Origin of the sequence: Pseudoduganella plicata (genome assembly GCF_004421005.1) — a bacterium.
Lineage (GTDB): Bacteria > Pseudomonadota > Gammaproteobacteria > Burkholderiales > Burkholderiaceae_D > Rugamonas > Rugamonas plicata.
In genome coordinates this window covers 3,914,299-3,937,307 of sequence record NZ_CP038026.1, presented here as the reverse complement: position 1 = coordinate 3,937,307, position 23,009 = coordinate 3,914,299, and the positions used below count along the sequence as shown (strand labels likewise).

Annotated in this window: 20 protein-coding genes, 3 tRNA genes and 1 pseudogene; 12 read left to right on the top strand and 12 right to left on the bottom strand. The window is 65.2% G+C overall.

Going from position 1 to position 23,009, the window contains the following annotated elements:
- Positions 1-6: 6 nt before the first annotated feature.
- Together E1742_RS17230 and E1742_RS17225 are read right to left on the bottom strand one after the other, a co-directional pair.
- Positions 7-636 carry a 2-hydroxychromene-2-carboxylate isomerase gene (locus tag E1742_RS17230; RefSeq protein WP_134386200.1) on the bottom strand — a complete coding sequence of 210 codons (630 nt, stop codon included), beginning with the start codon at positions 634-636 and terminating at the stop codon, positions 7-9.
- 192 nt (positions 637-828) lie between these two features.
- Positions 829-1,443 carry a TetR/AcrR family transcriptional regulator gene (locus E1742_RS17225; RefSeq protein WP_134386199.1) on the bottom strand — a complete coding sequence of 205 codons (615 nt, stop codon included), beginning with the start codon at positions 1,441-1,443 and terminating at the stop codon, positions 829-831.
- Positions 1,444-1,537: 94 nt separating this feature from the next.
- On the opposite strand from E1742_RS17225, the gene E1742_RS17220 reads away from it, so the two are divergent.
- A complete protein-coding gene (locus tag E1742_RS17220) occupies positions 1,538-2,515 on the top strand; it encodes an SRPBCC family protein (RefSeq protein WP_166793513.1) in 978 nt (325 codons plus the stop codon).
- 64 nt (positions 2,516-2,579) lie between these two features.
- Positions 2,580-3,344 (top strand): ZIP family metal transporter, encoded by a 765-nt coding sequence (locus tag E1742_RS17215; RefSeq protein ID WP_206076687.1) that lies wholly within the window; start codon positions 2,580-2,582, stop codon positions 3,342-3,344.
- A 19-nt stretch (positions 3,345-3,363) separates the two neighbouring features.
- Here the strand turns inward: E1742_RS17215 and E1742_RS17210 are convergent, their stop codons facing one another.
- The 4 genes from E1742_RS17210 to E1742_RS17195 form a co-directional block, all read right to left on the bottom strand.
- Complete coding sequence (locus E1742_RS17210) at positions 3,364-3,891, bottom strand: ankyrin repeat domain-containing protein (RefSeq protein ID WP_134386197.1); 528 nt, start codon at positions 3,889-3,891, stop codon at positions 3,364-3,366.
- A gap of 43 nt (positions 3,892-3,934) precedes the next feature.
- Positions 3,935-5,809 carry an acid phosphatase gene (locus E1742_RS17205; RefSeq protein ID WP_134386196.1) on the bottom strand — a complete coding sequence of 625 codons (1,875 nt, stop codon included), beginning with the start codon at positions 5,807-5,809 and terminating at the stop codon, positions 3,935-3,937.
- A gap of 73 nt (positions 5,810-5,882) precedes the next feature.
- Positions 5,883-6,269, bottom strand: a complete 387-nt coding sequence (locus E1742_RS17200) for a glyoxalase superfamily protein (protein ID WP_229466050.1) — start codon at positions 6,267-6,269, stop codon at positions 5,883-5,885.
- Between the two features lie 108 nt (positions 6,270-6,377).
- A complete protein-coding gene (locus E1742_RS17195) occupies positions 6,378-8,243 on the bottom strand; it encodes a phosphoenolpyruvate carboxykinase (GTP) (protein WP_134386195.1) in 1,866 nt (621 codons plus the stop codon).
- A gap of 445 nt (positions 8,244-8,688) precedes the next feature.
- On the opposite strand from E1742_RS17195, the gene E1742_RS17190 reads away from it, so the two are divergent.
- Positions 8,689-9,693 (top strand): D-2-hydroxyacid dehydrogenase family protein, encoded by a 1,005-nt coding sequence (locus E1742_RS17190; protein ID WP_134386194.1) that lies wholly within the window; start codon positions 8,689-8,691, stop codon positions 9,691-9,693.
- A gap of 16 nt (positions 9,694-9,709) precedes the next feature.
- Here the strand turns inward: E1742_RS17190 and E1742_RS17185 are convergent, their stop codons facing one another.
- Complete coding sequence (locus E1742_RS17185) at positions 9,710-10,462, bottom strand: L-asparaginase (protein WP_134386193.1); 753 nt, start codon at positions 10,460-10,462, stop codon at positions 9,710-9,712.
- Between the two features lie 200 nt (positions 10,463-10,662).
- Between E1742_RS17185 and E1742_RS17180 the strand changes: the two genes are divergently transcribed.
- A complete protein-coding gene (locus tag E1742_RS17180) occupies positions 10,663-11,148 on the top strand; it encodes an asparaginase domain-containing protein (RefSeq protein WP_134386192.1) in 486 nt (161 codons plus the stop codon).
- Positions 11,149-11,166: 18 nt separating this feature from the next.
- Positions 11,167-12,705, top strand: coding sequence for a methyltransferase regulatory domain-containing protein (locus tag E1742_RS17175; RefSeq protein ID WP_134386191.1), 1,539 nt, complete (start codon positions 11,167-11,169; stop codon positions 12,703-12,705).
- A 62-nt stretch (positions 12,706-12,767) separates the two neighbouring features.
- On the opposite strand, the pseudogene E1742_RS17170 reads toward E1742_RS17175, so the two are convergent.
- Together E1742_RS17170 and dinB are read right to left on the bottom strand one after the other, a co-directional pair.
- Positions 12,768-13,663, bottom strand: a pseudogene (locus E1742_RS17170) (recombination-associated protein RdgC).
- A 140-nt stretch (positions 13,664-13,803) separates the two neighbouring features.
- Entirely contained in the window at positions 13,804-14,958 is a 1,155-nt protein-coding gene (gene dinB, locus E1742_RS17165; RefSeq protein ID WP_134386190.1) for a DNA polymerase IV, read from the bottom strand.
- Positions 14,959-15,137: 179 nt separating this feature from the next.
- Here dinB and E1742_RS17160 point away from each other — a divergent pair, with 179 nt between their 5' ends.
- Together E1742_RS17160 and E1742_RS27170 are read left to right on the top strand one after the other, a co-directional pair.
- The gene (locus E1742_RS17160) at positions 15,138-16,259 is read left to right on the top strand and encodes a porin (RefSeq protein WP_134386189.1); all 1,122 of its coding nucleotides are present in this window, start codon (positions 15,138-15,140) and stop codon (positions 16,257-16,259) included.
- A 9-nt stretch (positions 16,260-16,268) separates the two neighbouring features.
- Positions 16,269-18,014, top strand: a complete 1,746-nt coding sequence (locus E1742_RS27170; protein ID WP_134386188.1) for a methyl-accepting chemotaxis protein — start codon at positions 16,269-16,271, stop codon at positions 18,012-18,014.
- Here the strand turns inward: E1742_RS27170 and E1742_RS17150 are convergent.
- The 3 genes from E1742_RS17150 to E1742_RS17140 form a co-directional block, all read right to left on the bottom strand.
- Complete coding sequence (locus tag E1742_RS17150; RefSeq protein WP_134386187.1) at positions 18,011-18,841, bottom strand: helix-turn-helix domain-containing protein; 831 nt, start codon at positions 18,839-18,841, stop codon at positions 18,011-18,013. The genes E1742_RS27170 and E1742_RS17150 overlap by 4 nt on opposite strands.
- A 6-nt stretch (positions 18,842-18,847) precedes the next feature.
- Complete coding sequence (locus tag E1742_RS17145; protein ID WP_134386186.1) at positions 18,848-19,213, bottom strand: nuclear transport factor 2 family protein; 366 nt, start codon at positions 19,211-19,213, stop codon at positions 18,848-18,850.
- Between the two features lie 163 nt (positions 19,214-19,376).
- Positions 19,377-20,660, bottom strand: coding sequence for an MFS transporter (locus E1742_RS17140; protein WP_134386185.1), 1,284 nt, complete (start codon positions 20,658-20,660; stop codon positions 19,377-19,379).
- 170 nt (positions 20,661-20,830) lie between these two features.
- Here E1742_RS17140 and E1742_RS17135 point away from each other — a divergent pair.
- The 5 genes from E1742_RS17135 to E1742_RS17115 all read left to right on the top strand — a co-directional run bounded on the left by E1742_RS17135 (position 20,831) and on the right by E1742_RS17115 (position 22,931).
- Positions 20,831-20,906, top strand: a tRNA-Val gene (locus E1742_RS17135).
- Positions 20,907-20,924: 18 nt separating this feature from the next.
- A tRNA-Asp gene (locus E1742_RS17130) sits at positions 20,925-21,001 on the top strand.
- An 87-nt stretch (positions 21,002-21,088) separates the two neighbouring features.
- Positions 21,089-21,165 (top strand) — tRNA-Asp (locus E1742_RS17125).
- 165 nt (positions 21,166-21,330) lie between these two features.
- Positions 21,331-21,816, top strand: a complete 486-nt coding sequence (locus E1742_RS17120) for a cyclic nucleotide-binding domain-containing protein (RefSeq protein ID WP_134386184.1) — start codon at positions 21,331-21,333, stop codon at positions 21,814-21,816.
- Positions 21,816-22,931 (top strand): AI-2E family transporter, encoded by a 1,116-nt coding sequence (locus E1742_RS17115; RefSeq protein WP_134386183.1) that lies wholly within the window; start codon positions 21,816-21,818, stop codon positions 22,929-22,931. Before E1742_RS17120 ends, E1742_RS17115 begins: the two co-directional genes overlap by 1 nt.
- The last annotated feature ends 78 nt before the right edge of the window (positions 22,932-23,009 follow it).

Here is a 23,009-nt window from a genome sequence, read left to right as displayed (position 1 = left end):
CCGCGATCAGGCGGCGGCCTGCGTGGCCGCCGCCTTTTCGAGCCAGCGCTCCAGCTGGTCGAACCGGTCGAAGCCCCAGAACGGTTCATCATCCACGATCATGAACGGCACCCCGAACACGCCGCGCGCGATCGCCTCCTCCCCTGCCGTTTTCAACGCCTCCTTGATGGCCGTGCCCTGCAGCGCTATGCGCAGACGCGCGCCATCGACGCCCTGCTCCTGCGCGAGCCGCACGACTTCTTCGTCCTGTGCCAGATCCACGCCTTCGACGAAGTAGGCGCTGAAACACCGTTTGGCAAACGTGGCGGTCTGCGCCGCGCCATAGGCATCCTCGATCCACAGCATGGCGCGCGGTGCCGCCAGCAGCAGTTGCGGGAAGTTGACCGGCTTGCGATAAGGGATGCCATGCAGCTGCGCCGTGCGCGCCACGTCGTGGATGACGTACGGGCCGCGCAACGGCACCATCGGTGCCGGTGTCGTGCCGCTGGCCTTGAACAGCGCCAGCAGCGAGACGGGGCGCCAGCGCACGGTGCGGCCATGGCGTGCGGCCAGCGCTTCGATGCCGGTCGCGGCAAAGTAGGCGTATGGCGAGCAAGGGTCGAAGTAGAAATCGATCGGGCTGTTTTGGTGGTCCATGATGGTCTCCTCTCAGGTTAAAAGCCGAAATCCTCGTTCCGGTCGGGTATGGCGCGCAGCACGTCCGCCACGCTGAAGTGAAGCAGCAGATAAATCACGGGTATTGCCAGCAGCAGATACATGTCAGCCTCCATTTCGCACGACTGTGCGAAATCATTGCGAAGAAAAGCGCCGGCTGGCCGGCGCGCCACGTTATTCCAGGTCGTTGAAACTCTTGTACGTCGAAATCAGGCGGGCGAACGCCCGCTGCATGCGCTTCGGTGCCGCCATCTCGCGCAGGAAGCGCACGTCGTGCATCACGCCGATGATCAGGCTGTAGATCTCGAACACCAGCTGTTCGGGATCCGTATCGGGCCGCAGGTGCCCTGCCTCCATCGCCTGCAGCACCGTCCTGCGCATCGATGCGCGCCAGCGCGCCACGCCCTCTTCGACGCGGTCGCGCAGCGGGCCTTCCAGATCGTCGAACTCGAACGCACCCGCCGTGTACAGGCAGGCGTTGCGCGTGCCTTCGTCCGTCACCTTCTTCAGCCACAGCGCCACCTGCTGCTGCAGGCGCGGCAGGCCGACGGGATGCTGCAGCGATGGCAGGAAGACTTCCTGTGCGAAGCGGCGGTCGTACTCGTCCAGCACGGCACCCTGCAGGCTTTCCAGTGACCCCACGCGGGAGAACACGCCGCTCTTGCTGATGCCTGTGCGCTTGGCCAGCTCGCCCAGCGACAGTTTGCCGATGCCTTCCGCTGCCGCCATGTCCATGGCGGCGTCAATGATCAGGGCGTAGGTGGCCTCGCTTTTGGCGGAAGTGTTCATGCGATTTACTTTAGCACAGGCGTGCGAAAAAGCAAACGCTTTTGCTGATGAGTTCGGTGCGACAATACTGCTTCCGATATCGACACTTTCAGCAATGACGCAGCCCTCTTACTCCCGCACCGCCCGCGTCGTGTGGCCTCTCGCGATTGGCGTGGCATATGGCCTGTTCGTGCGCGTCGGCATGCCGTACAGGCCTTTCGGGTTGCTCGACATTGTCTCGACAGCGTTCCTCGTCGTGACTCCCTTCTCGCTCGGTGCATTGGCCGTGTTCATGGCCGCACGGGGCGAGCGCACGTCACCCCGGCACGACGCCCGTGTGGCAGCGAAAGCGATGCTGCTGTTCCTGTTGACGATGTTCGTCACGCTGCTCGAAGGCCTGATCTGCATCGTGCTGGTACTGCCTGTGTTCATGGTCGCGGCAGTCCTCGGCGGCGTGCTGGCCGGCTGGCTGCATCGCCGTACACTGGACAGCAAGGGAACGGTGTCCGCCTTCGTGCTGCTGCCGCTCTTGTTGGGGCCCGTGGAAGCGGCGCTGCCGCCGTCGCAAAGCGAGCAGACGGTGACGACGACGATCCATATCGATGCGCCGCCGGAAGCCGTGTTCGATCAACTGGCCGACGTCCGGCGCATCGCCCCGGATGAACTGGGTTTCGCGTTCGTTCACGCGATCGGCCTGCCGAAACCGATCGAGGCGGACATGCAGGGCACAGGCGTCGGCGCCGTGCGCGTGTCGCGCTGGGAGAAGAACGTGCGCTTCGAAGAAGTGATCACACACTGGCAGCGGCCGACGGCAATGCACTACCGCTTCCACATCCCGCCCGGCGGCATTCCGCGCGACGCGCTGGACCAGCACGTGGAAATGGGCGGCGAATACTTCACCGTGCTCGATGGCGGCTACGACCTGGCACCGGCGGCGGGCGGCGGCACCGACCTGACATTGACGACGCGTTTCCTCAACAAATCGCAGCTGAAGCTGTATGGCGACCTGTGGGGCCGCATGGTGCTGCAGGACTTTCACCGGTCCATTCTCGGGCTGATGCGCCACCGCGCCGAAGCGGCACGTCGCGCATGACGCGCCGCGCGCCATGCGCGCACTGCCCGGCTTACACTGAATCATTGACCGAACAGGAAGCGGCATGACAGACATCGCACCATGGTTACAGGCAGGTTTCTGGGGACTGGTCGCCGGCGGCGCGCTGCTGCTCGGCGCCGCCGTGGGTTACTGGGTCAACGTGCCGCAGCGCGTCATTGCCGCCATCATGGCGTTCGGCAGCGGCGTGCTGATCTCGGCGCTGTCGTTTGAACTGATGGACGAAGCCTTTGCCCAGGGCGGCTTCAATTCCACCGCGACGGGGTTTCTCGGCGGCGCGCTGGTGTACACGCTGGCCAACCGCATCCTGACGTATTACGGCGCGAAGCACCGCAAGCGCTCGGACGAGCGCCAGCCGAAACAGCAGGACGACGCCAGCAGCGGCACCGCCATTGCCGTGGGCGCGCTGCTGGACGGGATCCCGGAATCGATCGTCATCGGGCTGTCGATGCTGAAGGGCGGCGCCGTCAGCGGGGTCACGGTGGCGGCGATCTTCCTGTCGAATATTCCCGAGGGGTTGTCGAGCGCTGCCGGGATGAAAAAGGCGGGCCGTTCGGCGCTGTACATCTTCGGGATCTGGGCCGGTATCACGGCGGCTTCGGGCCTCGCGGCGCTGGCGGGCTTCACGCTGTTCAGCGGGCTGCCCGAAGGCGTCATTGCGGCGACGACGGCCGTGGCGGCCGGCGCGATTCTCGCCATGCTGGTCGACACGATGATTCCCGAGGCGTTCGCGGAGGCGCACGATTTTGCCGGGCTGATTACCGTGGCCGGCTTCCTGTGCGCGTTCGCGCTCAGCAAGCACGGCACGTGAGCGGACTCACCGCCTTGTGTTATTGCGCCAGCAGCGCGTAGGTATCGGCAGCGCCCATCTTCTGCGCGGCCTGCGCCGCGGTCAACCCGTTGGCATCGGTGCCCGCCGGATCGGCGCCGCGCGCCAGCAGCAGCTGGAGGATCTCGACCCGGTTGAACATCGCGGCAAACATCAGCGCCGTCTTGCCGTCCGGGCCTGCCGCGTCGACCTGCGCGCCGTGATCGAGCAGCAGGGTGGCGATGGCGAGATCGCCCTTGAACGCCGCGCCCATCAGCGGCGTCTGGCCGGCGTCGTTCTGCAGTTCCGGATCGGCGCCCTGCTCCAGCAGCAGCCGCGTCGTGTCCGCATGGCCGTTGTAACTGGCCAGCATCAGGAGGCTGTCGCCCCGTTCGTTGCGCAGGTTGCGCGGCAGGCCCTGTGCGAACAGGGTTGCCAGTTCGGCCGTTTCGCCGGCGCGGGCAAACTGGAAAACGCGGCGCGCGAACGCCAGGGTATCGTCGTCCAGTTCTGGACGCGCTGGCGTCCCGTTGTTGCCTTGTTGCGTCATGCTGTGCTCCCGTGGGTATCTGGTGCGCACAGCATAACCGCAATCAGCCGTCGATGCGGATCGTCAGGCCCGTCGCGCCGTACTCCGGCGTGGCCTTGTAGCCGTCGACGACGATGCTGCCGTACACCCCTCGGCGCGCCCCGGCCGTCAGCACGGCATAGCTGCTGCCCGCCGCCGGCTTGAAGCCGTTGCCGAATTTCAGGCGCAGGGTGCCGCCAACGATTGTGGCCGTACCCTTCACTTCGACGACGCCCGCGCCCGATTCGTTCATCGTGATCTCCGTCGTGCCGCCGTTCAGCTGCGTGTAATTGCCGCCGATGACGAGGCGCCCCTTCGTCACGCTCGACAGCATTCCGCCGCCCACGTACACGTCGCCCGCGCCCAGCGCGCCCGGCGATGCCGCTTCCAGCGTGCCGCCGTCGATCTGCGTGCCGCCCATCCAGCTGTTGTTGCCGTACAGCGCCAGCTTGCCGCTGCCTTTCAAGGTCAGCTTGCCGCCGCCGGCGATGTCGTTGCGCCACGCGTCCATCGCGTAGAAGCCGCCGCGCGCCGCGTCCATCGTGACGACGACGTTGCCCGTGAAGGCGCCGTAGCCGTCGGCCGCGGCAAACAGGTTCAGGCGGCCCCACCCTTCCGGATCGTCCATGACCGGATAGCCGGACGGCAGCGCCGTGCTGCGCAGGACGGCGCGGCGCTGCATCGCATCCAGGTACGGCAGCCGCGTTTCCAGAATCGCCTCGGCGCCCTTCGGCACGCTGGCCGGCACATTGCCCGCCTTGATCTGCGGGAAGCCATACGTCATGCGGCGCAGGTAATTCGCCTTGTTGGCGGCGCGGTCGGCGTAGCGGTCGTTCGCCGCCGTGCCGGCATGCGCATAGGCGTTCAGCGTGTTCGCATCCGTCTTCGTCTGCGCCATGATGTACTTGCGAGCATCGTTATACGCCTGCTGCTTCAGCGCCGCGTTGGCCGGGTCGTTGATATTGCCGGCAAAGATGGCCTGCGCCAGGATGCGCCCGCCCATCACGTCCAGCGGCGAATGCATGCCGGACAGGATGCGGTTCTCGGCCAGTTCCGTGCCGCGCGTGATCAGCTCCTGGAAGCGCTCCGGCATCACATACGCCATCGACAGCACGTTCATGAAGCCCGCGTTGGAGTGGCCGCTGGGGAAGCCGCCATCCGTCGGCGGCGTCGGGCTCTTGGCCGGCTCCAGCGCGGGCGCGACCTTGACGTCGGTCGACCAGCGGTAAGGCCGAGGGTATTTGTAGTAACGCTTGGAGGGTTCCGTCGAGCCGTTATTGCGCATCGCGTTGATCATCTTCACGACGCTGCCGAATTCTGGATCGGCCGCGTCGCCGGCGCCGTTGCCGCCGTCGTCATATTTGACGGACGTTGCGTCGGCCGGCACGCCGGTGATGGTGGTCGTGGCTTTCGAGCCGGCGCGCCATGCGGCCGTCAGCGGACCCAGGCCGTCGACAATGCTGTAGGCCTGGTTCTGGCGGTCGTCCATGTAGGCGGCCGTGGCCTGCGCGGCGGTGCGCCGCGTCGTGGCGTCGACCACGTACTGGATGTTCTGGCGGTGGATTGCTTCGTTGAGCACCGTGCCCTGGCCGGGCAGGCCGCTCCACGTGCTGACGTCGATCTTCTCGACAACGGGCTGCCACAGCTCGCGAAAGCCCGCCAGCGTGCGCACGCCGGCGTTGACGTCCATCGTCACGTTGGTCTGCTGGTTCGACGCCGCGTTGTCGACAAACGCTGCCACCGCGGGAAACGGCACGTTTTCCACGAAGCCCGGATCGACGGGTGCCGGCGGCGCGGCGGAAACGGGCGACAGGTCGACATTGCCGCCACCGCCGCCACAGGCGGACAGCAACAAAACAGCGGAAGCGATGGCGGTACGGCAGAAGGCGCGACGGGACATTGAAGTGATCGGAAGTGGCGAATGGCGCGATTATTCCGGGTCAATGTGACGCCGCGATGACGTTTTTACAGCATCAGTCGTCGCTCAACTCGCAAAACCGCAACCGGTTGCCGAACGGGTCGGCAATCTCCATCTGCCGGCCCCACGGCACGTCGACCACCTCCGGCCGCGCATAGCCGTATCCCTTCGCGATCAGCTCCTGCTGCCATGCGCGGATACCTTCCACCGGCACGAACACCGTTGTGCCAGGGGTGCCGTCGCCGTGGTGCTCCGACAGGTGCAGGGTCAGGCCGTCGCGGCTGATCTGCAGGTACAGCGGCATGCCGGGCGCGAAGCGGTGCTCCCAGTCGATCGTAAAACCGAGGAAATCGATGTAGAACTCGTGCGCCCGGGTTGCGTCGAACGTGCGCAGGATGGGGATGGCGGGGGATAGCTGCGGTTGGGGCATCGTGATCATCATAATTGGTGACAGGCTCCTGTTTTGAAGCAAAACAGGAGCCTGGCACCGGTTCTTGGATAACAAAAAAGCGCACCCGAAGGTGCGCTTTCCGGTAGCAATACCCGCCGCTTAAACCGCCAGGCGCGCTTCCAGCTTCGCCTTGTTGTCGGTCAGTTCTTTCGGCAGGCGGAAGGCCAGCTTGTCGAACAGTTCCGCATGCAGCTTCAGTTCTTCGCGCCAGGCGTCCTTGTCGATCGACGTGATCGTCTCGAACTCTTCCGGCGAGAACGGGATGCCGTCCCAGTGCAGGTCGCCGTAGCGCGGCGTCGTGCCGAACAGCGTCTCGATGCCGCCTGCTTCGCCCTCGATGCGTTCCAGCATCCACTTCAGCACGCGCATATTGTCGCCAAAACCTGGCCAGACGAAGTGGCCATGCTCGTCGGTGCGGAACCAGTTGACGCAGAAGATCTTCGGCAGCGCTGCCGGGTTTTTCGCGGCGACGTTCTTGCCGAGGTCCAGCCAGTGCTGGAAGTAGTCGCTCATGTTGTAGCCGATGAACGGCAGCATGGCGAACGGATCGCGGCGCACGACACCCATCTGCCCCGCGGCGGCGGCAGTCGTTTCCGAGCCCATCGTGGCGGCCATGTAGACGCCTTCGACCCAGTCGCGCGCTTCCGTCACCAGCGGTACCGTCGTCGAGCGGCGGCCGCCGAAGATGAAGGCCGAGATCGGCACACCGGCCGGATCGTCCCAGGCGGCATCGATGACCGGATTCTGCACGGCGGACACGGTGAAGCGCGCGTTCGGGTGCGCCGCCTTCGTGCCGGAGGCCGGCGTCCAGTCCTTGCCCTGCCAGTCGATCAGGTGCGCAGGCGCTTCCTTCGTCATGCCTTCCCACCACACGTCGCCATCGTCGGTCAGCGCGACGTTGGTGAAGATGGTGTTTTCCTTCAGCGAGGCCATGCAGTTGAAGTTGGTTTTTTCGTTCGTGCCCGGGGCTACGCCGAAGTAGCCTGCTTCCGGATTGATCGCATACAGGCGGCCATCCGCGCCCGGCTTGATCCAGGCGATATCGTCGCCGATCGTCGTGATCTTCCAGCCCTTGAACGACGCAGGCGGGATCAGCATGGCGAAGTTGGTCTTGCCGCAGGCGGACGGGAATGCCGCCGCGATGTAGTGCTTCTTGCCCTCTGGCGACTCGACGCCCAGGATCAGCATGTGCTCGGCCAGCCAGCCCGCGCCGCCCTGCTGTGCTTCCTGGAAGCCCATGTTCGAGGCGATGCGCAGCGCGAAGCATTTCTTGCCCAGCAACGCGTTGCCGCCGTAGCCGGAGCCGTACGACCAGATTTCGCGCGTTTCCGGGAAGTGCACGATGTATTTCGTGCTGTTGCATGGCCATGGCACGTCCTGCTGGCCGGCTGCCAGGGGCGCGCCGACGGAGTGCACGCATGGGACGAATTCGCCATCCTCGCCCAGCACGTCATAGACGGCCTTGCCCATGCGCGTCATGATGCGCATGTTGACGGCCACGTACGGCGAGTCGGACAGTTCCACGCCGATGTGGGCGATCGGCGAACCCAGCGGGCCCATCGAGAACGGCACGACGTACATCGTGCGGCCCGTCATGCAGCCGTCGAACAGGCCGTTCAGGGTGCCGCGCATTTCGGTCGGGTCGGTCCAGTTGTTGGTCGGGCCGGCCTGCTCCTTCGTGGCCGAGCAGATGAAGGTACGGTCTTCGACGCGAGCGACGTCCGACGGATCGGAGCACGCCAGATAGGAATTCGGGCGCTTGGCTTCGTTCAGCTTTTTCATGGTGCCGGCGGCAACCATCTCGGCGCACAGGCGGTCGTATTCTTCCTGCGAACCGTCGCACCAGTAGATGCGCTCGGGCTTGGTCAACGCGGCGACCTCGGCCACCCAATTGATCAGCTTTTGCTGTTTGATGTAAGCTGGTGCGTTCACTGTTGCAACGCCTCCCATAAGGGGCTGATTCATAAAAACCTCCAATGCCAATTAAGAATTCTGTCCTCGGCAGGATCGTCGTCAGCTCGTGGCTTGCGCTCGGAAAGGCATTCTGAATGCTTCGGCGATGTACGGCGGTTCTGTCGGTGCGCCCGATTGCTCGAGGGCGCGCTCCCGTTGGGGTAGGCGGGAGGTAAAGCCAAATCGCGGCAGCGACGGGCACCATCGGCAGGGCCGCGCGCGCTGTCGATCCGGCATCTACCTAGGCCGTGCCTCCGACCGGGCACGTTGCCGAAACGCGCTGCGGGACTCGACGTGCTCATCTGTCTACTTCCGCGATTGGGCCGATTGTACACCTGCGCCCGAGCCTTTCAGACAAAAATGTAGGAAAAATTGTTGACTGATGTAGTAGGCTATTCGAGATATTCACGATCCTGTTATTTCCCTACCAACCGATTCAGAACTTCGCCTAACTTTCATGAAAATAGCCATTCTTGACGACTACCAGGACGCCGTCCGCGAACTGGACTGCTTCAGCCTGATGGACGACCACGATGTCAAAGTGTTCAACAATTCCGTGCGCGGGACCGGCCAGCTGGTGGCCCGCCTGACGCCGTTCGATGCCCTCATCCTGATCCGCGAACGCACACATTTCAACCGCGCATTGTTGTCGAGGTTGCCCAACCTCAAACTGATCTCGCAGACGGGCAAGGTCAGCGGCCATATCGACGTGACGGCCGCCACAGAGCTGGGCATTGCGATTGCCGAGGGGGCGGGTTCGCCGACGGCACCGGCGGAACTGGCATGGGCGCTGATCATGGCGGCGTCGCGCAAGATCGTGCCGTATGCGGCCAACCTGAAGGCGGGCCTGTGGCAGACCGTCTCGACCAGCCAGCCCTTCAACACATTGGGCACCGTGCTGCGGGGCCGGACATTGGGCATCTGGAGCTACGGCAAGATCGGCAAGCTGCTGGCGGGTTACGGCCGCGCTTTCGGCATGGACGTGCAGGTCTGGGGTAGCGAAGCCAGCCGGGCCGCCGCCGTAGCGGACGGTTATCGCGCGGCGCCGTCGCGCGAGGCGCTGTTCGAAACGTCCGACGTGCTGACACTGCACCTGCGCCTGGCGGATGGCACGCGCGGCATCGTCACGGCGGCCGACCTGGCGCGGATGAAACCGGAGGCGTTATTCGTCAATACCAGCCGGGCCGAGCTGGTCGAAGACGGCGCGCTTGAGCGCGCGCTGCGGGACGGTCGCCCCGGCGCCGCGGCGCTCGACGTGTTCGTTGACGAGCCGCTGCCGGAGGACTCGCCCCTGCTGCGCATGCCACAGGTGCTGGCCACGCCGCACCTGGGCTACGTCGAGAAGGACAGCTATGAGCTGTATTTCGAGCATGCGTTCCGGAACTTGCTGGACTTCGCCGCCGGGCACTGCAAGACGATCCTGAACCCGGACTATCGGCAGCACATCAGGGCCGCCGACTGAAGCGCATGTCAGGACGTCACGCTTCCGGGATCCCCGTCAGGTTGATGCGTGGCGCAGGCAGCACATGCACCTTCGTCCACAACCCGGCCCAGCCGGGCGGCCAGCCGATTTCCGGCCCCGGGTAAGGCGGCAGGCCCGCACGCACGGGAATCACGGGGACGGGCGGCATCTCGATCAGCGGGCCGCCGTTGCGACGCTGCATGTCCAGGCTGTACATATATCCCGGCAGTAACGCATCGCACACCTGCGCAAACCACGCGGTGTGATCCTCGTCGCGGCCCAGCGCCTGTGCCAGCCCCTGCGGATCGAACTTCGCCAGCGCGTGGACGAGCTCTTCCGTGGTGGCCCCCGGGTTGTCGCCCCACCCCATCACGGGATTGACGTTGTAGTCGGCGCCCGAGCCGTACCACCCTTCGCGCCACGAGCGCTGCATCCAGTCGCGCGTGCCCGTAAACAGGTGCCAGCGCCAGTGCAGACCGGACGGTTTCGGCCACGAATACAGATACAGTTTCTGGTAGCCCGCTTCGTGCAGCGCGCGCACCATCGCCATCAGGCGCGCGTGCGGCATGCGGTCGGGCGGGGCGCGGCGGAACAGGATCGCTTCGCCGTCCGCGTATTGCACTTCGTCCGTAGACAGGTTCAGGTCGAGCGTGCGCGCTTCACTGCCGAACCGGGCGGCAATCCAGCCGGTCAGCAGGTTGACGGCCGTGATCACGCCGTAGCCGCGATGACGGTGAAAAATGACGGTGCCGGGAGCAAGCGCTTTCATGGGTCGTTGCCGAGAGAAAACTGTGAACAAGGCCAGGATCGCGACAGCCACGCTGCAACGCCGGCCTCGCTGCAACAGCCTACTAGTGTACTCAACGACGTCTCAAGTTGCCAGATGAGCGCAGACAAACTTTTTAGTGGTTTGCAGCGCACAACGCAGGCTATGATTGAGCATTTCTGCAACTTATTATCGGTATTACCATGACCCTGCGCATCATCGCCACCGGCGGCACCTTCGACAAGCACTACAACGAACTGAACGGCACTCTGGGCTTCGCGGACAGCCACCTGCCCGCCGCCATCGCCCGTGCCCGCCTCACGGTCGGGGTGCAACTCGAACAACTGCCGCTGCTCGATTCGCTCGACATGCAGGACGCCGACCGCGCCCGCGTGCTGGCGTCGTGCCAGGGGGCGCCCGAGCGCGCCGTCGTCATCGTGCACGGCACCGACACGATGCCGGAAACGGCTGCCGTGCTGGGCCCGGCCGGGCTCGACAAGACGATCGTCCTGACCGGCGCGATGATTCCGTATGAAATCGATCATTCCGATGCCTTCTTCAATCTGGGGTTTGCCTGCGGTGTCGCGCAGGCATTGCCCGCAGGCGTCTACGTTGCCATGAACGGCACCGTGTTCGCCTGGAACAACGTGCAGAAAAACCGCGCTGCCGGAGTATTTCAAACGATGTAATTCTTGAGAGGAGTTGTAATGCCCGACTGGTCCGCTGGCTATGTTGCCGATATCGGCTATACCTACGGCACGTATGCCGAACTGAATCCGCACAGGATGCGCCTGGCGCTCCTGATGGCGGGTATCGTCCCACCCGAGATTGGCACGGCCTGCGAGCTGGGCTTCGGGCAGGGCATGAGCGTCAATATGCACGCGGCCGCGGCCGACACGACCTGGTACGGCACGGATTTCAACCCGTCCCAGGCGGCGTTCGCCCAGGAGCTGGTGGGCGCGTCCGGTGCCACTGCGCACCTGTACGATCAGTCGTTCGCCGAGTTCTGCAGCCGCGCGGACCTGCCGGAGTTCGACTTCATCGGCCTGCATGGCATCTTCAGCTGGATCTCCGACGAAAACCGCGCCATCATCGTCGATTTCATCCGCCGCAAGCTCAAAGTGGGCGGTGTGCTCTACATCAGCTACAACACCCAGCCGGGCTGGGCGGCCATGGCACCGGTACGCGACCTGATGACGGAATATGCCACCGTGATGGGCGCACCCGGCCAGGGTTCGCTCGGCCGCGTCGAACAGAGCCTGGCGTTCATGGACAGGCTGTTCGCCACCAATCCACGCTATCTGCAGGCCAATCCGGCCGCGAAGACGCGGTTTGACCGCCTCAAGGGGCAGAACCGGTCGTATGTGGCCCATGAATACTTCAACCGCGACTGGCTGCCGCTGACGTTTGCGCAGATGGCGCACTGGCTGGAACCGGCCAAGGTCGGCTTTGCCTGCTCGGCCCATTACCTGGACCAGATCGAAGCCATCAACCTGTCGGCCGACCAGCAAAAGCTGCTTGCCGAACTGGGCGACGTGCAACTGGCCCAAACGGTGCGCGACTTCATCACCAATCAGACGTTCCGGCGCGACTACTGGGTGCGCGGCCCGCGCAAGCTGGGCGTCGTGCTGCAGGACAAGCTGCTGCGAGAGCTGCGCGTCGCCCTGACCACGCCGCGTGCCGACGTGTCATTGAAGGCCAACGGGCCGGTCGGCGAGATCCAGCTGAACGCCGGCGTGTACGAGCCCCTCCTGGATTTCCTCGCGGACCACCAGCCACGCACTGTCGACGAACTGATCGCGCATGGCGCGACCCGTCAACTGAACAAGAACCAGGTGCTGCAGGCGGTCTACATCCTGACGGGCATCGGCTCGCTGGCCGTGCTGCGCAGCGAAGAGGTCGCCGCCCAGGCCCGTCCGCGCACGGACCGACTGAATGCGCACCTGTCCGCGCTGTCGCTGACCACGCCGGAGCTGCAGCAGCTGGTGTCGCCCGCGACGGGCGGCGCGGTACCGGTCGATGCGGTACAGTTGCTGTTCGTGCTGGCCCGCTCCCAAGGCGAAAAGGATGCGGAACAATGGGCCAGGTTTGCCAACGCCGTGCTGGCGCGGCAGGGGCGCCGGCTCGTCGTCGATGGCAAGCCGACCGAAACGGACGAGGAGCAGACGCGCGAGATGATCAAGCGCGCTACGGCGTTCCGCGACAAGACGTTGCCGATCCTGCAAATCCTCGGCGTAGTCGCGTAACAGGCAGCCTGACAGGTCGCCTGTCAGGTCCATTGCGCCGGCGTCGCGCCGGCGCGGGCTGATCAGGCGGTCGCTTCGCCGCCGAGGGCCTCGACGACATCCGTCAGCAGCTTCGACAGTTCGCCCGTCATCAGCATGAAGTCGCCGTCGAAACGCTCGTCGTCGTTGCGGGTGACGGCTTCGTTCTCCTTCAGCACGTCCAGCGGCTTGACCCCTTGATGGCGAGCGCCTCGGTCAGCACGAACGAGATCTTGCTGTCCCACGTCATGGCCAGGCGGGTGCACTGCTTGCCGGCCGCGATATGGCGGCGCACCTCTTCCGGCTCCAGCGTGTGGCGCACGTAACGCACGGCCGCCTTGCTTTCGCCCGTGGCGCGCAGTTCCGTATCCATGTCGACGGTGAAACCTGCCGGTGCCTCGTCTTCCTGCAGCCAGGCCGTCATCACGCCCACCGGGGAGCGCTGCACGCGCAGGCTTTCCAGCGGCATGCGGTCGACGGCTTTGAGCAGCAGCTTGATGACTTCATCGGCCTTGGCCGGGCTGGCGGCGTCCACCACGAGCCAGCCGTTGACGGGGTCGATCCACGTCCAGATATTGCCGCGGATGGTGAAGGCGCGCGGCAGCAGCTCGTCGTGCACGCGTTCCTTCAGTTCCTTCATGGCTTTCTTGCCGGGAGCAAAACCTTGCTGTTCTTCCATCTCGGCCGCGCGGGCCTTGGCGACCTGGTTGACGACGGTCGACGGCAGCAGTTTTTTCTCGGTGCCCAGCAGGATCAGCATCTGCTTGTTTACCACGTGCACGAGCGAGCCGTTGCCGCGTGGCGAGTCCCAGCCCTGGCGCATCAACTCATTGCTGCTGGCCGGGGTGAACGAGTGCGGACGCAGCGCTTCCTCAAGTTGTTCGGGAGTAAATGCCCACGGCGCGGGCAGACGGTAGATCTGGAGATTCTTGAACCACATATGCTCTGATTACCTTGTTCAGCTCGTTGCAAAGCTCGACATTTTACACCCGCCCCGACAGCTCAGCCATCGGGATATTGTTACCGCTGTGGCGCAAAAACGATCCCCAATTGCAACAATACTGTGTCCAAATGGCCGTCTCATGACGGAAACAGCTCGCCTTGCCGGGCAACGGGATGGCGCGCCAGCTCGTCCAGCGGCGTCAGCGCGCTGACGCGCACGCCCAGCAACCGGATGCGCTGATCCAGCGGCACGCGGCGCAGGCATTCTCCGGCCGCGCGCCGGATCGTGGCCGCATCGGCCGTCGGCTGCGGCAAGGTGACGTCGCGCGTGACGGTGCGAAAGTCGGCATAGCGCAGCTTGATGCCCACGGTGCGGCCGGCATAGCGCTTGCGATGCAGGTCTTCGGACAGCCGTGTGCACAGCCGCGTGAAAATCTCCGACAGCGCGGCACGGTCGTGCCTGGCATGCAGGTCGCGCTCGAATGTCGTTTCGCGGCTGATGCCCTTGGGCTCGGAGCTCGTTTCGACGGCGCGGGTATCGTGGCCGTGCGACACGTCGCGCAACCACTGCGCCGTGTTCAGGCCGAAGTGTTCCTGTAGCAGCTTCGGGTCGGCGGCGGCCAGCTGGCCGACGGTTTCGATGCCCAGCGAGATCAGCTTGGTGTTGGCTTTCGGGCCGATGCCGTTGATCTTGCGCACGGCCAGCGGCCAGATGCGCGACGGCACGTCGTCCAGCGAGACGATCGTCAGGCCGTCCGGCTTTTCCAGGTCCGAGCAGATCTTGGCCAGCAGCTTGTTGGGCGCCACGCCGATCGAGCACGACAGGCCGGTCGCGTCCCGCACGGCATCCTTGATACGCTGGGCCAGCGTGCGCGTCTCGTCCGGGTGGTCCGTCAGGTCGATATAGATTTCGTCGATACCGCGGTCTTCGATGTGCGGCGCAATGGCGGCCACGGCCATCTTGAACAGGCGCGAGTAGTGGCGGTACGAATCGAAGTCGGCCGGCAGCAGGATCGCGTCGGGCGCCAGCGCCGCCGCTTTCATCATGCCCATGGCCGAGAACACGCCCAGCGCGCGCGCCTCGTAGGTCGACGTCGTGACCACGCCACGCCCGGCGTAATCGCGCAGGCGGGCATAGTCGCGGCTGCCATCGGCCCGCACCGACGGCGGCGTCGTGGAGCGGCCGCCGATGACGACGGGCGTGCCGCGCAATTCCGGATAGCGCAGCAATTCGACCGATGCGTAGAACGCATCCATGTCGAGGTGGGCAATGCGGCGCGGCGGCTGGGACATACGGGTCAGGATGGCATGGACACTGTGATTATATCCAGTATTCAATAGTGGACGCCAGCAAGGCGGGTGCAGCGATCCGGTTCGCATTTTTGCAACAGCTGCCGGCCCGATGCGCATGCCGCCAACAGTGCGCGCGGTCGACTGGCGTAGCATCGGAGCTTTCCCCTGGCTCGACTGTCATGACACCGAAACCGCGCCCCTGCCGCTCCGCTTCCCGGCTGCCTGCTTTCCTGGCTCCCCTACTGGCCGCCCTGCTGGCGCCTGCCGCCTTTGCTCAGAGCAGCATCACGCTGATGGGTGGCGTCGATGCCTTTGCCGGCGCGCTCAAGAACAGCGGCGACCCGCAGCACGTCACCGTGCTGGGCAGCGGCGGCATGACCACCTCGTGGTTCGGCGTCAAAGGGTCCGAGGACCTGGGCAGCGGCCTGCGCGCCGAGTTTTTCGTCACGTCGTTCTTCCAGACCGATACGGGCGTATACGGCCGCTTCGCCGGCGACAACCTGTTTTCTCGCGACGCCAATGTGGCTCTCGTCGGCGGATTCGGCCGGCTCCAGCTGGGGCGCGCGTCGGCACCCGGCTTCCTGCCCAATATCCTGTTCAATCCGTTCGGCGACTCGTTCACGTTTTCCCCGCTGGTGCTGCATTCGTATGTGCCGACGGGCCGGTTCGGTGCCCGCACGTGGGCGTCGACAAACGCCGCGGACAGCGGCTGGAGCAACCAGGTTGTCTACACGACGCCCAGCTACAACGGCCTGCGCGCCAGCCTGCACTTCCAGGCCGGTGAAAAGGCGGGAGACGACGACAGGAACAACATCGCCATCACGGCCATGTACGACAATGGTCCACTGGCGCTGAGCGCGTTTGTGCACCGCATTCGCGACAGCAATCCCAACCCGGGCGGCCCCATTCTCGACGTCACGCAGGCGCCCGTCAACTATGCGCTGGTGGACGAGCAGCGGGCGTGGTTCGTGGGGGCCAGCTACAACTTCAACGTCGTCAAGCTGTACGGCACGTTCCAGCGCACTATCAACGATGCGGCCGGCATCGAAGGACTGCGCGACCGGACCATCAGCGCCGGCGTCGCCATCCCGGCCGGGCGCGGTGCCGTGCTGTTCGACGTTGCCGATACGCGCCGCAGCGGCCAGTTGTTCGGCATCGAGCGCTCGCGCCGCACGGCCACGCTGGGTTATGACTATCGCCTGTCGAAACGTACCGACCTGTACGCGGTGGCGATGGGCGACCGCATTTCCGAACTGCCGACGGCGATGAGCTACGGCCTCGGTATCCGCCATTCGTTCTGAGGGGCAGACATGGCGAACCTCAATATCGGCGCCCGGCTGGCGCTCGGCTTTGCCGTCACGATCCTGATCATGCTGGTGATGTCGCTGATCGGCATCAGCCGCGTGCAGGAACTCGACCGGCTTGCCGGTGCCATCGTCAATGACCGCTATGCCAAGGTCGCGCTCGTCAACGAAATGCGCAGTTATGCGAACCGGGGCGCGCAATCGCTGCGCAATGCCATGCTGGCACCGGACCCGGCGGCCAGCGCCAGGTTCTTCGACGCGCTGGCCGAGGCCGACCGGATGGGTGCCGAGCGGGCGCAGGCACTGGAAGCCATCATCGTCCGGGCGGACACGAAGCAGCACTTCGCCGACCAGCGCGTCGCCTTTGCCGCCTACCGCGACTTGCGCGACAAGGCGGTTGCCCAGTTCCGTAGCGGCGATCGCGAGGGCGCCGTGCAGGCGCTGTTCAACACGGTTGTTCCGGCCCAGAACGCCTACTTCGGCCGGCTGGACGTGCTGCTGAAGGATCAGCGCGACCGGATGGCCAACGACGGCCAGGCCGCCAGCGATGCGGCCCGCTCGGCCACCTTGCTGCTGATCACGCTGCTGGTTGTGGCGACCGCCGTCTCCGCCCTAGCCGGCTGGCTGATTACCCGCTCCGTCACGAGGCCGCTGCTGGAAGCCGTGCACGTGGCCGAAACGGTGGCGGGCGGCGACCTGACGGCCGTGATCGACACCCATCGCAAGGACGAAACCGGGCGCCTGCTGGCGGCCCTGCGGGACATGACGCAGGGTCTCGCGCGCACCGTGCGCGCCGTGCGCGACTCCACCGACACGATCAATACCGCTTCGGCGGAAATCGCCAGCGGCAATATGGACCTGTCCAGCCGTACGGAGCAGCAGGCGGCCAGCCTGGAAGAGACGGCATCGTCGATGGAGGAGCTGACGTCCACGGTGCGCCAGAACGCCGACAATGCACGCCAGGCCAACGTGCTCGTCACCTCCGCAGCCGAACATGCGAGCCAGGGCGGCCACGTGGTGGGCCAGGTGGTGCAGACGATGGGCTCGATCAAGGAAAGCTCGGGCAAGATCGTCGACATCATCGGCGTCATCGACGGCATCGCCTTCCAGACCAATATCCTGGCACTGAATGCGGCCGTGGAAGCGGCGCGTGCCGGGGAACAGGGCCGCGGCTTCGCCGTCGTCGCCAGCGAAGTGCGCAATCTGGCGCAGCGTTCGGCCAGCGCGGCCAGGGAAATCAAGGCATTGATCAACGACTCGGTCGAGAAAGTGGATGCGGGCGGCCGCCTCGTGGACGAAGCGGGCAGCACGATGGGCCGCATCGTCGCCTCGGTGCAGCAGGTAGCAGCCATCATGAACGAGATCACGTCGGCCAGCCAGGAGCAGAGCACGGGCATCGAGCAGATCAACACGACGATCGTCGCCATGGACAACACGACGCAGCAGAATGCAGCGCTGGTGGAACAGGCGGCCGCGGCGGCGGCGAGCCTGCGGGCGCAGGCCGAGCGGCTCTCCGCCGCGATCGCCGTCTTCCGTATCGACAGCGCCGCCCCGATCGTGCAACCCGTGGCAGCCGCGCCGGTTCCGCCAGCACCCCGGGCCGCCCCGGCGGCGCCTTTGCAGCTGGCTGCGGCGGCACCATCCGCCCAGGCCGAACATCGCGGCACGGCGGCGCGAGGTAAGGCGCCACCCAAAGCGCCACCCAAGGCGTCGAACAAGGCACCGCAAAACGACGAGTGGGAAGAGTTCTAGCGCCGTTGCGCCTGCGCCTGAAACCACGCGGCGCTGGCGTCGTCAGCCGGGAAGAACGATTCCAGGCGCAGTTCATGCACGGTAACGTCGTGCGGCGTGCCCATCGTGATGATCGTCGTAAACAGATTCAGCGCCACGTTGCCCTTTCTCAGACTGACAGGCAGGAACGGCAGCGCCCGCCGCTCCAGGTTCGGCGTCTGCACGGCCGCCGCGATCCCCGGCAGGGCGGTCAGCTCCCGCAGCAGCGCCGTCGCCTCGCTGCCCGGGCCGTCGCTCATCGCTTCGCGCTGGATCCACAACAGCTGGTCGGCGCACACCTCTTCCCAGTTGACGATGCACGGACGCAGCGCCTGCAATGTCAGGCCGATGACGTTGAAGGAGCCGTCGCGCGGGATCGGCGCGTGCGCCGGCATGTCAAGCAGGAAGCGCATCATGACCGCCGCCGGCTCGTTGGCCATCACGAGGTTCCACAGCCGGTCGACGACCAGCGCCGGATACGGTGCCGCCTGCGCCAGCATGAATTCCAGCGCCTGGCGCACGGCGGCCAGCTCCGGGTCGGACAGGTCGCGCTCCTGGTAAGCGGGCGCGAAACCGGCCGCCAGCAGCATGGCGTTGCGCTGGCGCAGCGGCACGTCCAGCACCAGGCCCAGTTTCAGGATCAATTCGCGGCTGGGTTGCGAGCGGCCGCTTTCCAGGAAGCTGATGTGGCGCTGCGATACGTCGGCCGCCGTTGACAGGGCCAGCTGGCTCAAGCCCCGCCTGGTGCGCCAGTAGCGCAGCGCGTGGGCGAAATCGCTGAAGTAATGGTCGCGTGCGGCGGTTTCCATGGTGTGTCAGGCGGGCGCGGTGTCGTCGAGGAAGCCGGCCACGCTGGCGAGCCGGCCGTCGTCGCTGACGTGGGCGACATCGGTGCCGAAGGCCACGTCCTGACCGCCCGGCGCGGCCAGGCGCCAGGAGAAGCGCAGCACGTCGTGGTGTCCTTGCGGCGTGCCGTGCAGGGAAAACACGTGGCCCGGGAAGTGCGCCTGCGCGGCGGCGATCATCGAATCGATGCCGGTGTGGCCGGCGCCTTGCATCATCGGGTCGCGGTAGTTCGCGTCCAGGGTAAAGAGGCCGGCAACTTGCGCGCGGCGCGCGGCGGCGTCGCGTTCGTTCCAGGCCGCGATATAGCGTTCTGCAATCGTGTGGGCGTTGTCCATGGTGAGCTCCAGTTTGGTTGTGGTCGATGTCGACGCAAACCATTGTCCGCACATCGGCCCCTGGCCGCGATTACGTCGCGGGTAATCGTCGGACCGTTGCAGCCGCTTCGAAAACCGGAGCCTGTCACCGGTTTTCTAAAACCGGTGACAGGCTCCGGTTTTTTCACGCCGCCCCTCGCGGGCGCGGCACGGTCAGCACAGCGATCGCGCCCGCCACCAGGCTGCCCGCCAGTACCAGCATGCCCGCCGCCGTGCTGCCGGTCGCATCGCGGATCGCCCCCACCAGGTACGGGCTGGCAAAGCCGGCCAGGTTGCCGACGGAATTGATCAACGCGATGCCCGCAGCCGCGGCGGTGCCACCCAGCAGCGCCGTCGGCAGGCTCCAGAAGATGGGGAACGTCGTCAGGATGCCCGCCGTCGCCAGCGACAGCGCGGCCAGTGCGACGACGGTGTTGTCCGCATAGGCAACCGATGCCAGCAAGCCGAGGGCGCCGGCACACCCTGCGAGCGCCGTATGCCAGCGCCGTTCGCCGGTCCGGTCCGAATGACGGGCCGCCAGCACCATGACGATCGCAGCGATGCCGTAGGGGATTGCCGTCAGCAGGCCAATGTCGACCATTGCGGCGACGCCGCTGTTGCGGACCAGCTGCGGCAACCAGAAGCTGACGCCGTACAGGCCCATGACGAACAGGAAGTACACCAGCGCCAGCTGCCACACCCGGCCGCTGGTGAACACCCGGCGCAGGGGGAGACGAGCCTGGGTCCCCTGTTCGTCCGTGAGGGCCTGTGCCAGCACGGACTTTTGCTCGTCCGTGAGCCAGCGTGCTGCGCGGATGCTGTCGTCCAGGTAGAACAATGTCCAGACGCCGAGAACGACGGAAGGTATGCCCTCCAGCAGGAACAGCCACTGCCAGCCGTGTAGGCCGCTGCTGCCGGCGAAGCGCTCCATGATCCAGCCGGACAGCGGGCCGCCCAGCACGCCGGCCACGGCCACGCCGCTCATGAACAGCGCGACGATACGGGCACGCCGCCTGGCGGGATACCAGTACGTCAGGTACAGCACGACACCGGGGAAGAAGCCGGCCTCGGCGACGCCGAGGAGGAAGCGCAGCAGATAAAAGCTGGCCGGACCGCTGGCAAACATGGTGGCGGCCGAGACGAGACCCCAGCTGATCATGATGCGCGCGATCCAGCGCCGCGCGCCGACTTTCTCCAGCAGCAGGTTCGATGGCACCTCGAACAGGAAGTAGCCGACAAAGAAAATGCCGGCGCCGATGCCGTACACGGTGTCCGACAGCGCCAGGTCGGCCTGCATCTGCAGTTTGGCGAAACCGACATTCACGCGATCCAGGTACGCGGCCACGTAGCAGAGGAACAGGAATGGCAGCAGGCGCCGGCTGACGCGGGCATACAGCGCATCGTGGATATCGCCGCCGGGTTCGCTCATAAGGCCAATGATGGGAAAAAAGCAAAACGCCAGCGTAACATCGGTGGCGGACTCTTACGCGAAAAACAGAGAAATTCTCGAAAAGCCCTTGCAGAATTGAGAAAGCGCGCAGTAGAATACGGCCTCTTCTGAACGTTGTGACAAACGTTCGAAGTTCGAAAGATGGTAGCGGGCGCTTAGCTCAGTTGGTAGAGCGGATCCCTTACAAGGATTAGGTCGGGAGTTCGAGCCTCTCAGCGCCCACCACGAACTTTATGAAGACCTGGAGCGGTAGTTCAGTTGGTTAGAATACCGGCCTGTCACGCCGGGGGTCGCGGGTTCGAGCCCCGTCCGCTCCGCCAGGATTCAGAAGGAAGCCCGCATCGGGCTTTTTTCTTGCAGTTTAGTTGTACTTTTGTGCTGTGCGCAGTAATGTGCCGGGACAAAATGGAGCGGTAGTTCAGTTGGTTAGAATACCGGCCTGTCACGCCGGGGGTCGCGGGTTCGAGCCCCGTCCGCTCCGCCAATATTTGAGGAAGGCCCCGATTCGTCGGGGCCTTTTTCTTTTTGCGACCTGCGCCCTGTCTGTCTTACGCAACAGCACCCACACACTTTCCAGGCACCGCCCCGCACCGCACAAAACCGGCGACAATGATGACGAATCCCTATCGTCGTCCCTCCCGGAGTTGCTGTGATCTTTGGCTTTCTGAAATCGCCCGCCCTGTCGCCACGCCTGCACCGGCTGCGCGAAACCGACCTGCTCAATACGCTGACCCCACTCGAACTGAAGATCGTCGATGGCCTGATGCACGAGCGGCGCTACCTCGCCGGTGAAATCATCTTCGACGAAGGAGAAGAAGGCCAGGCTCTGTACCTAGTCACCGCCGGCCACGTGCAGATCAGCCGCACCGTCAACGGCGCGCCGGAGATGCTGACGGAACTGTCGCCCGGCGCGTTTTTCGGCGACCTGGCACTGCTGGACAACTCCCCGCGCAACGCCCAGGCGCGCGCCTGGGACAACTGCGAGCTGGCCGTCTTCTTCCGCGCCGACTTCATGGGCCTGATGGAAACCGATGCCGTCATCGGCTACAAGATCTCGCTGGCGCTGGCGCGCCATATCGCCGCCATGCTGCGTGAGGCCATGAATCCCGAGCGGCCGCTGGTGGGAGCGCTGTGATGAGCGAGCACCAGCAGTCCGGGCCGATCGTCTGGTCGGGCATCATCGCCGCCACCTGCATCCTCGTGTATCTGATGCAGCAGGTGCTGTGGCTGTCGGTGCCGTTCCTGCTCGGAATCATCCTGTACTACATGCTGCTGTCGCCCATGCAGCGGCTGCTGCGGATGGGCTACTCGCGCAACATGGCGGCGATGATCGTCGGTGCAGGCTTTTTGCTGACGCTGTTCCTGGCGGTGCTGGCGGCCATCACGTGGATTCCGGCCCCGTCCACGGCGTGGCACGAGCTGCCCGCCAGATATCTGACGGCCGGCATGCGCTTCCTGCGCAATATGATGGGCGCGCTGGAGACGCAGTTTCCGTTCCTGCAGCCGGCGCACCTGGGCGACTCGGTCGACGCCAGCCTGGCCAGCTACACGAAGGGCTTCGTCGAGCGTCACCTGACCGACGTGCTGGTGGGTGCCGCGGCCTGGGTGCCGTCGCTGCTGCTGGCGCCGTTCCTGACGTTCTTCTTCCTGCGCGACGGCCGCCGCTTCAAGCGTTTCCTCGCACGCGCCGTGCCGAACGCGTTCTTCGAGAAGACGCTGTACCTGCTGCACGAAGTCGACCAGACCGCGCGCCGCTATTTCCACGGCATGCTGAAGCTGACGATCATCGATACGCTGGTGCTCTCGGTCGGCCTGTGGGCCATCGGCATGCAAGCCGCACTGGTGCTGGGATTTATCGCCGCCGTGCTGGCATGGGTGCCCTATGTCGGCTCGATTGCCGGATGCCTGCTGGTGGTGCTGGTCGCCTCGGCCGATGCGCCGGACAATAATATGCTGGCATACAGCGCCATCTTCGTCTTCATCGCCGCGCGCCTGCTGGACGACTTCATCTTCATGCCGCTGACCCTGGGCCGCAGCCTGCGCATGCACCCGCTGGTCACGGTACTGATGATCTTCATCGGCGGCGCCCTGGCCGGCGTCACGGGCCTGATGCTGGTGCTGCCGCTGCTGGGCGTGATGATGGTCATCGGCGAAACCATCGGCGTCCTGCTGACCGACCAGCGCCTGCAAGCCCGCCACCGCTACGCCCGCTCGCTGCGCGTCAAGCAAGCCAGCATCGACCTTAAATAAAAAAACCGGTGACAGGCTCCGATTGAATAATCGGAGCCTGTCACCGGTTTTGGAGCCTGTCACCGGTTTTGCCGGCTT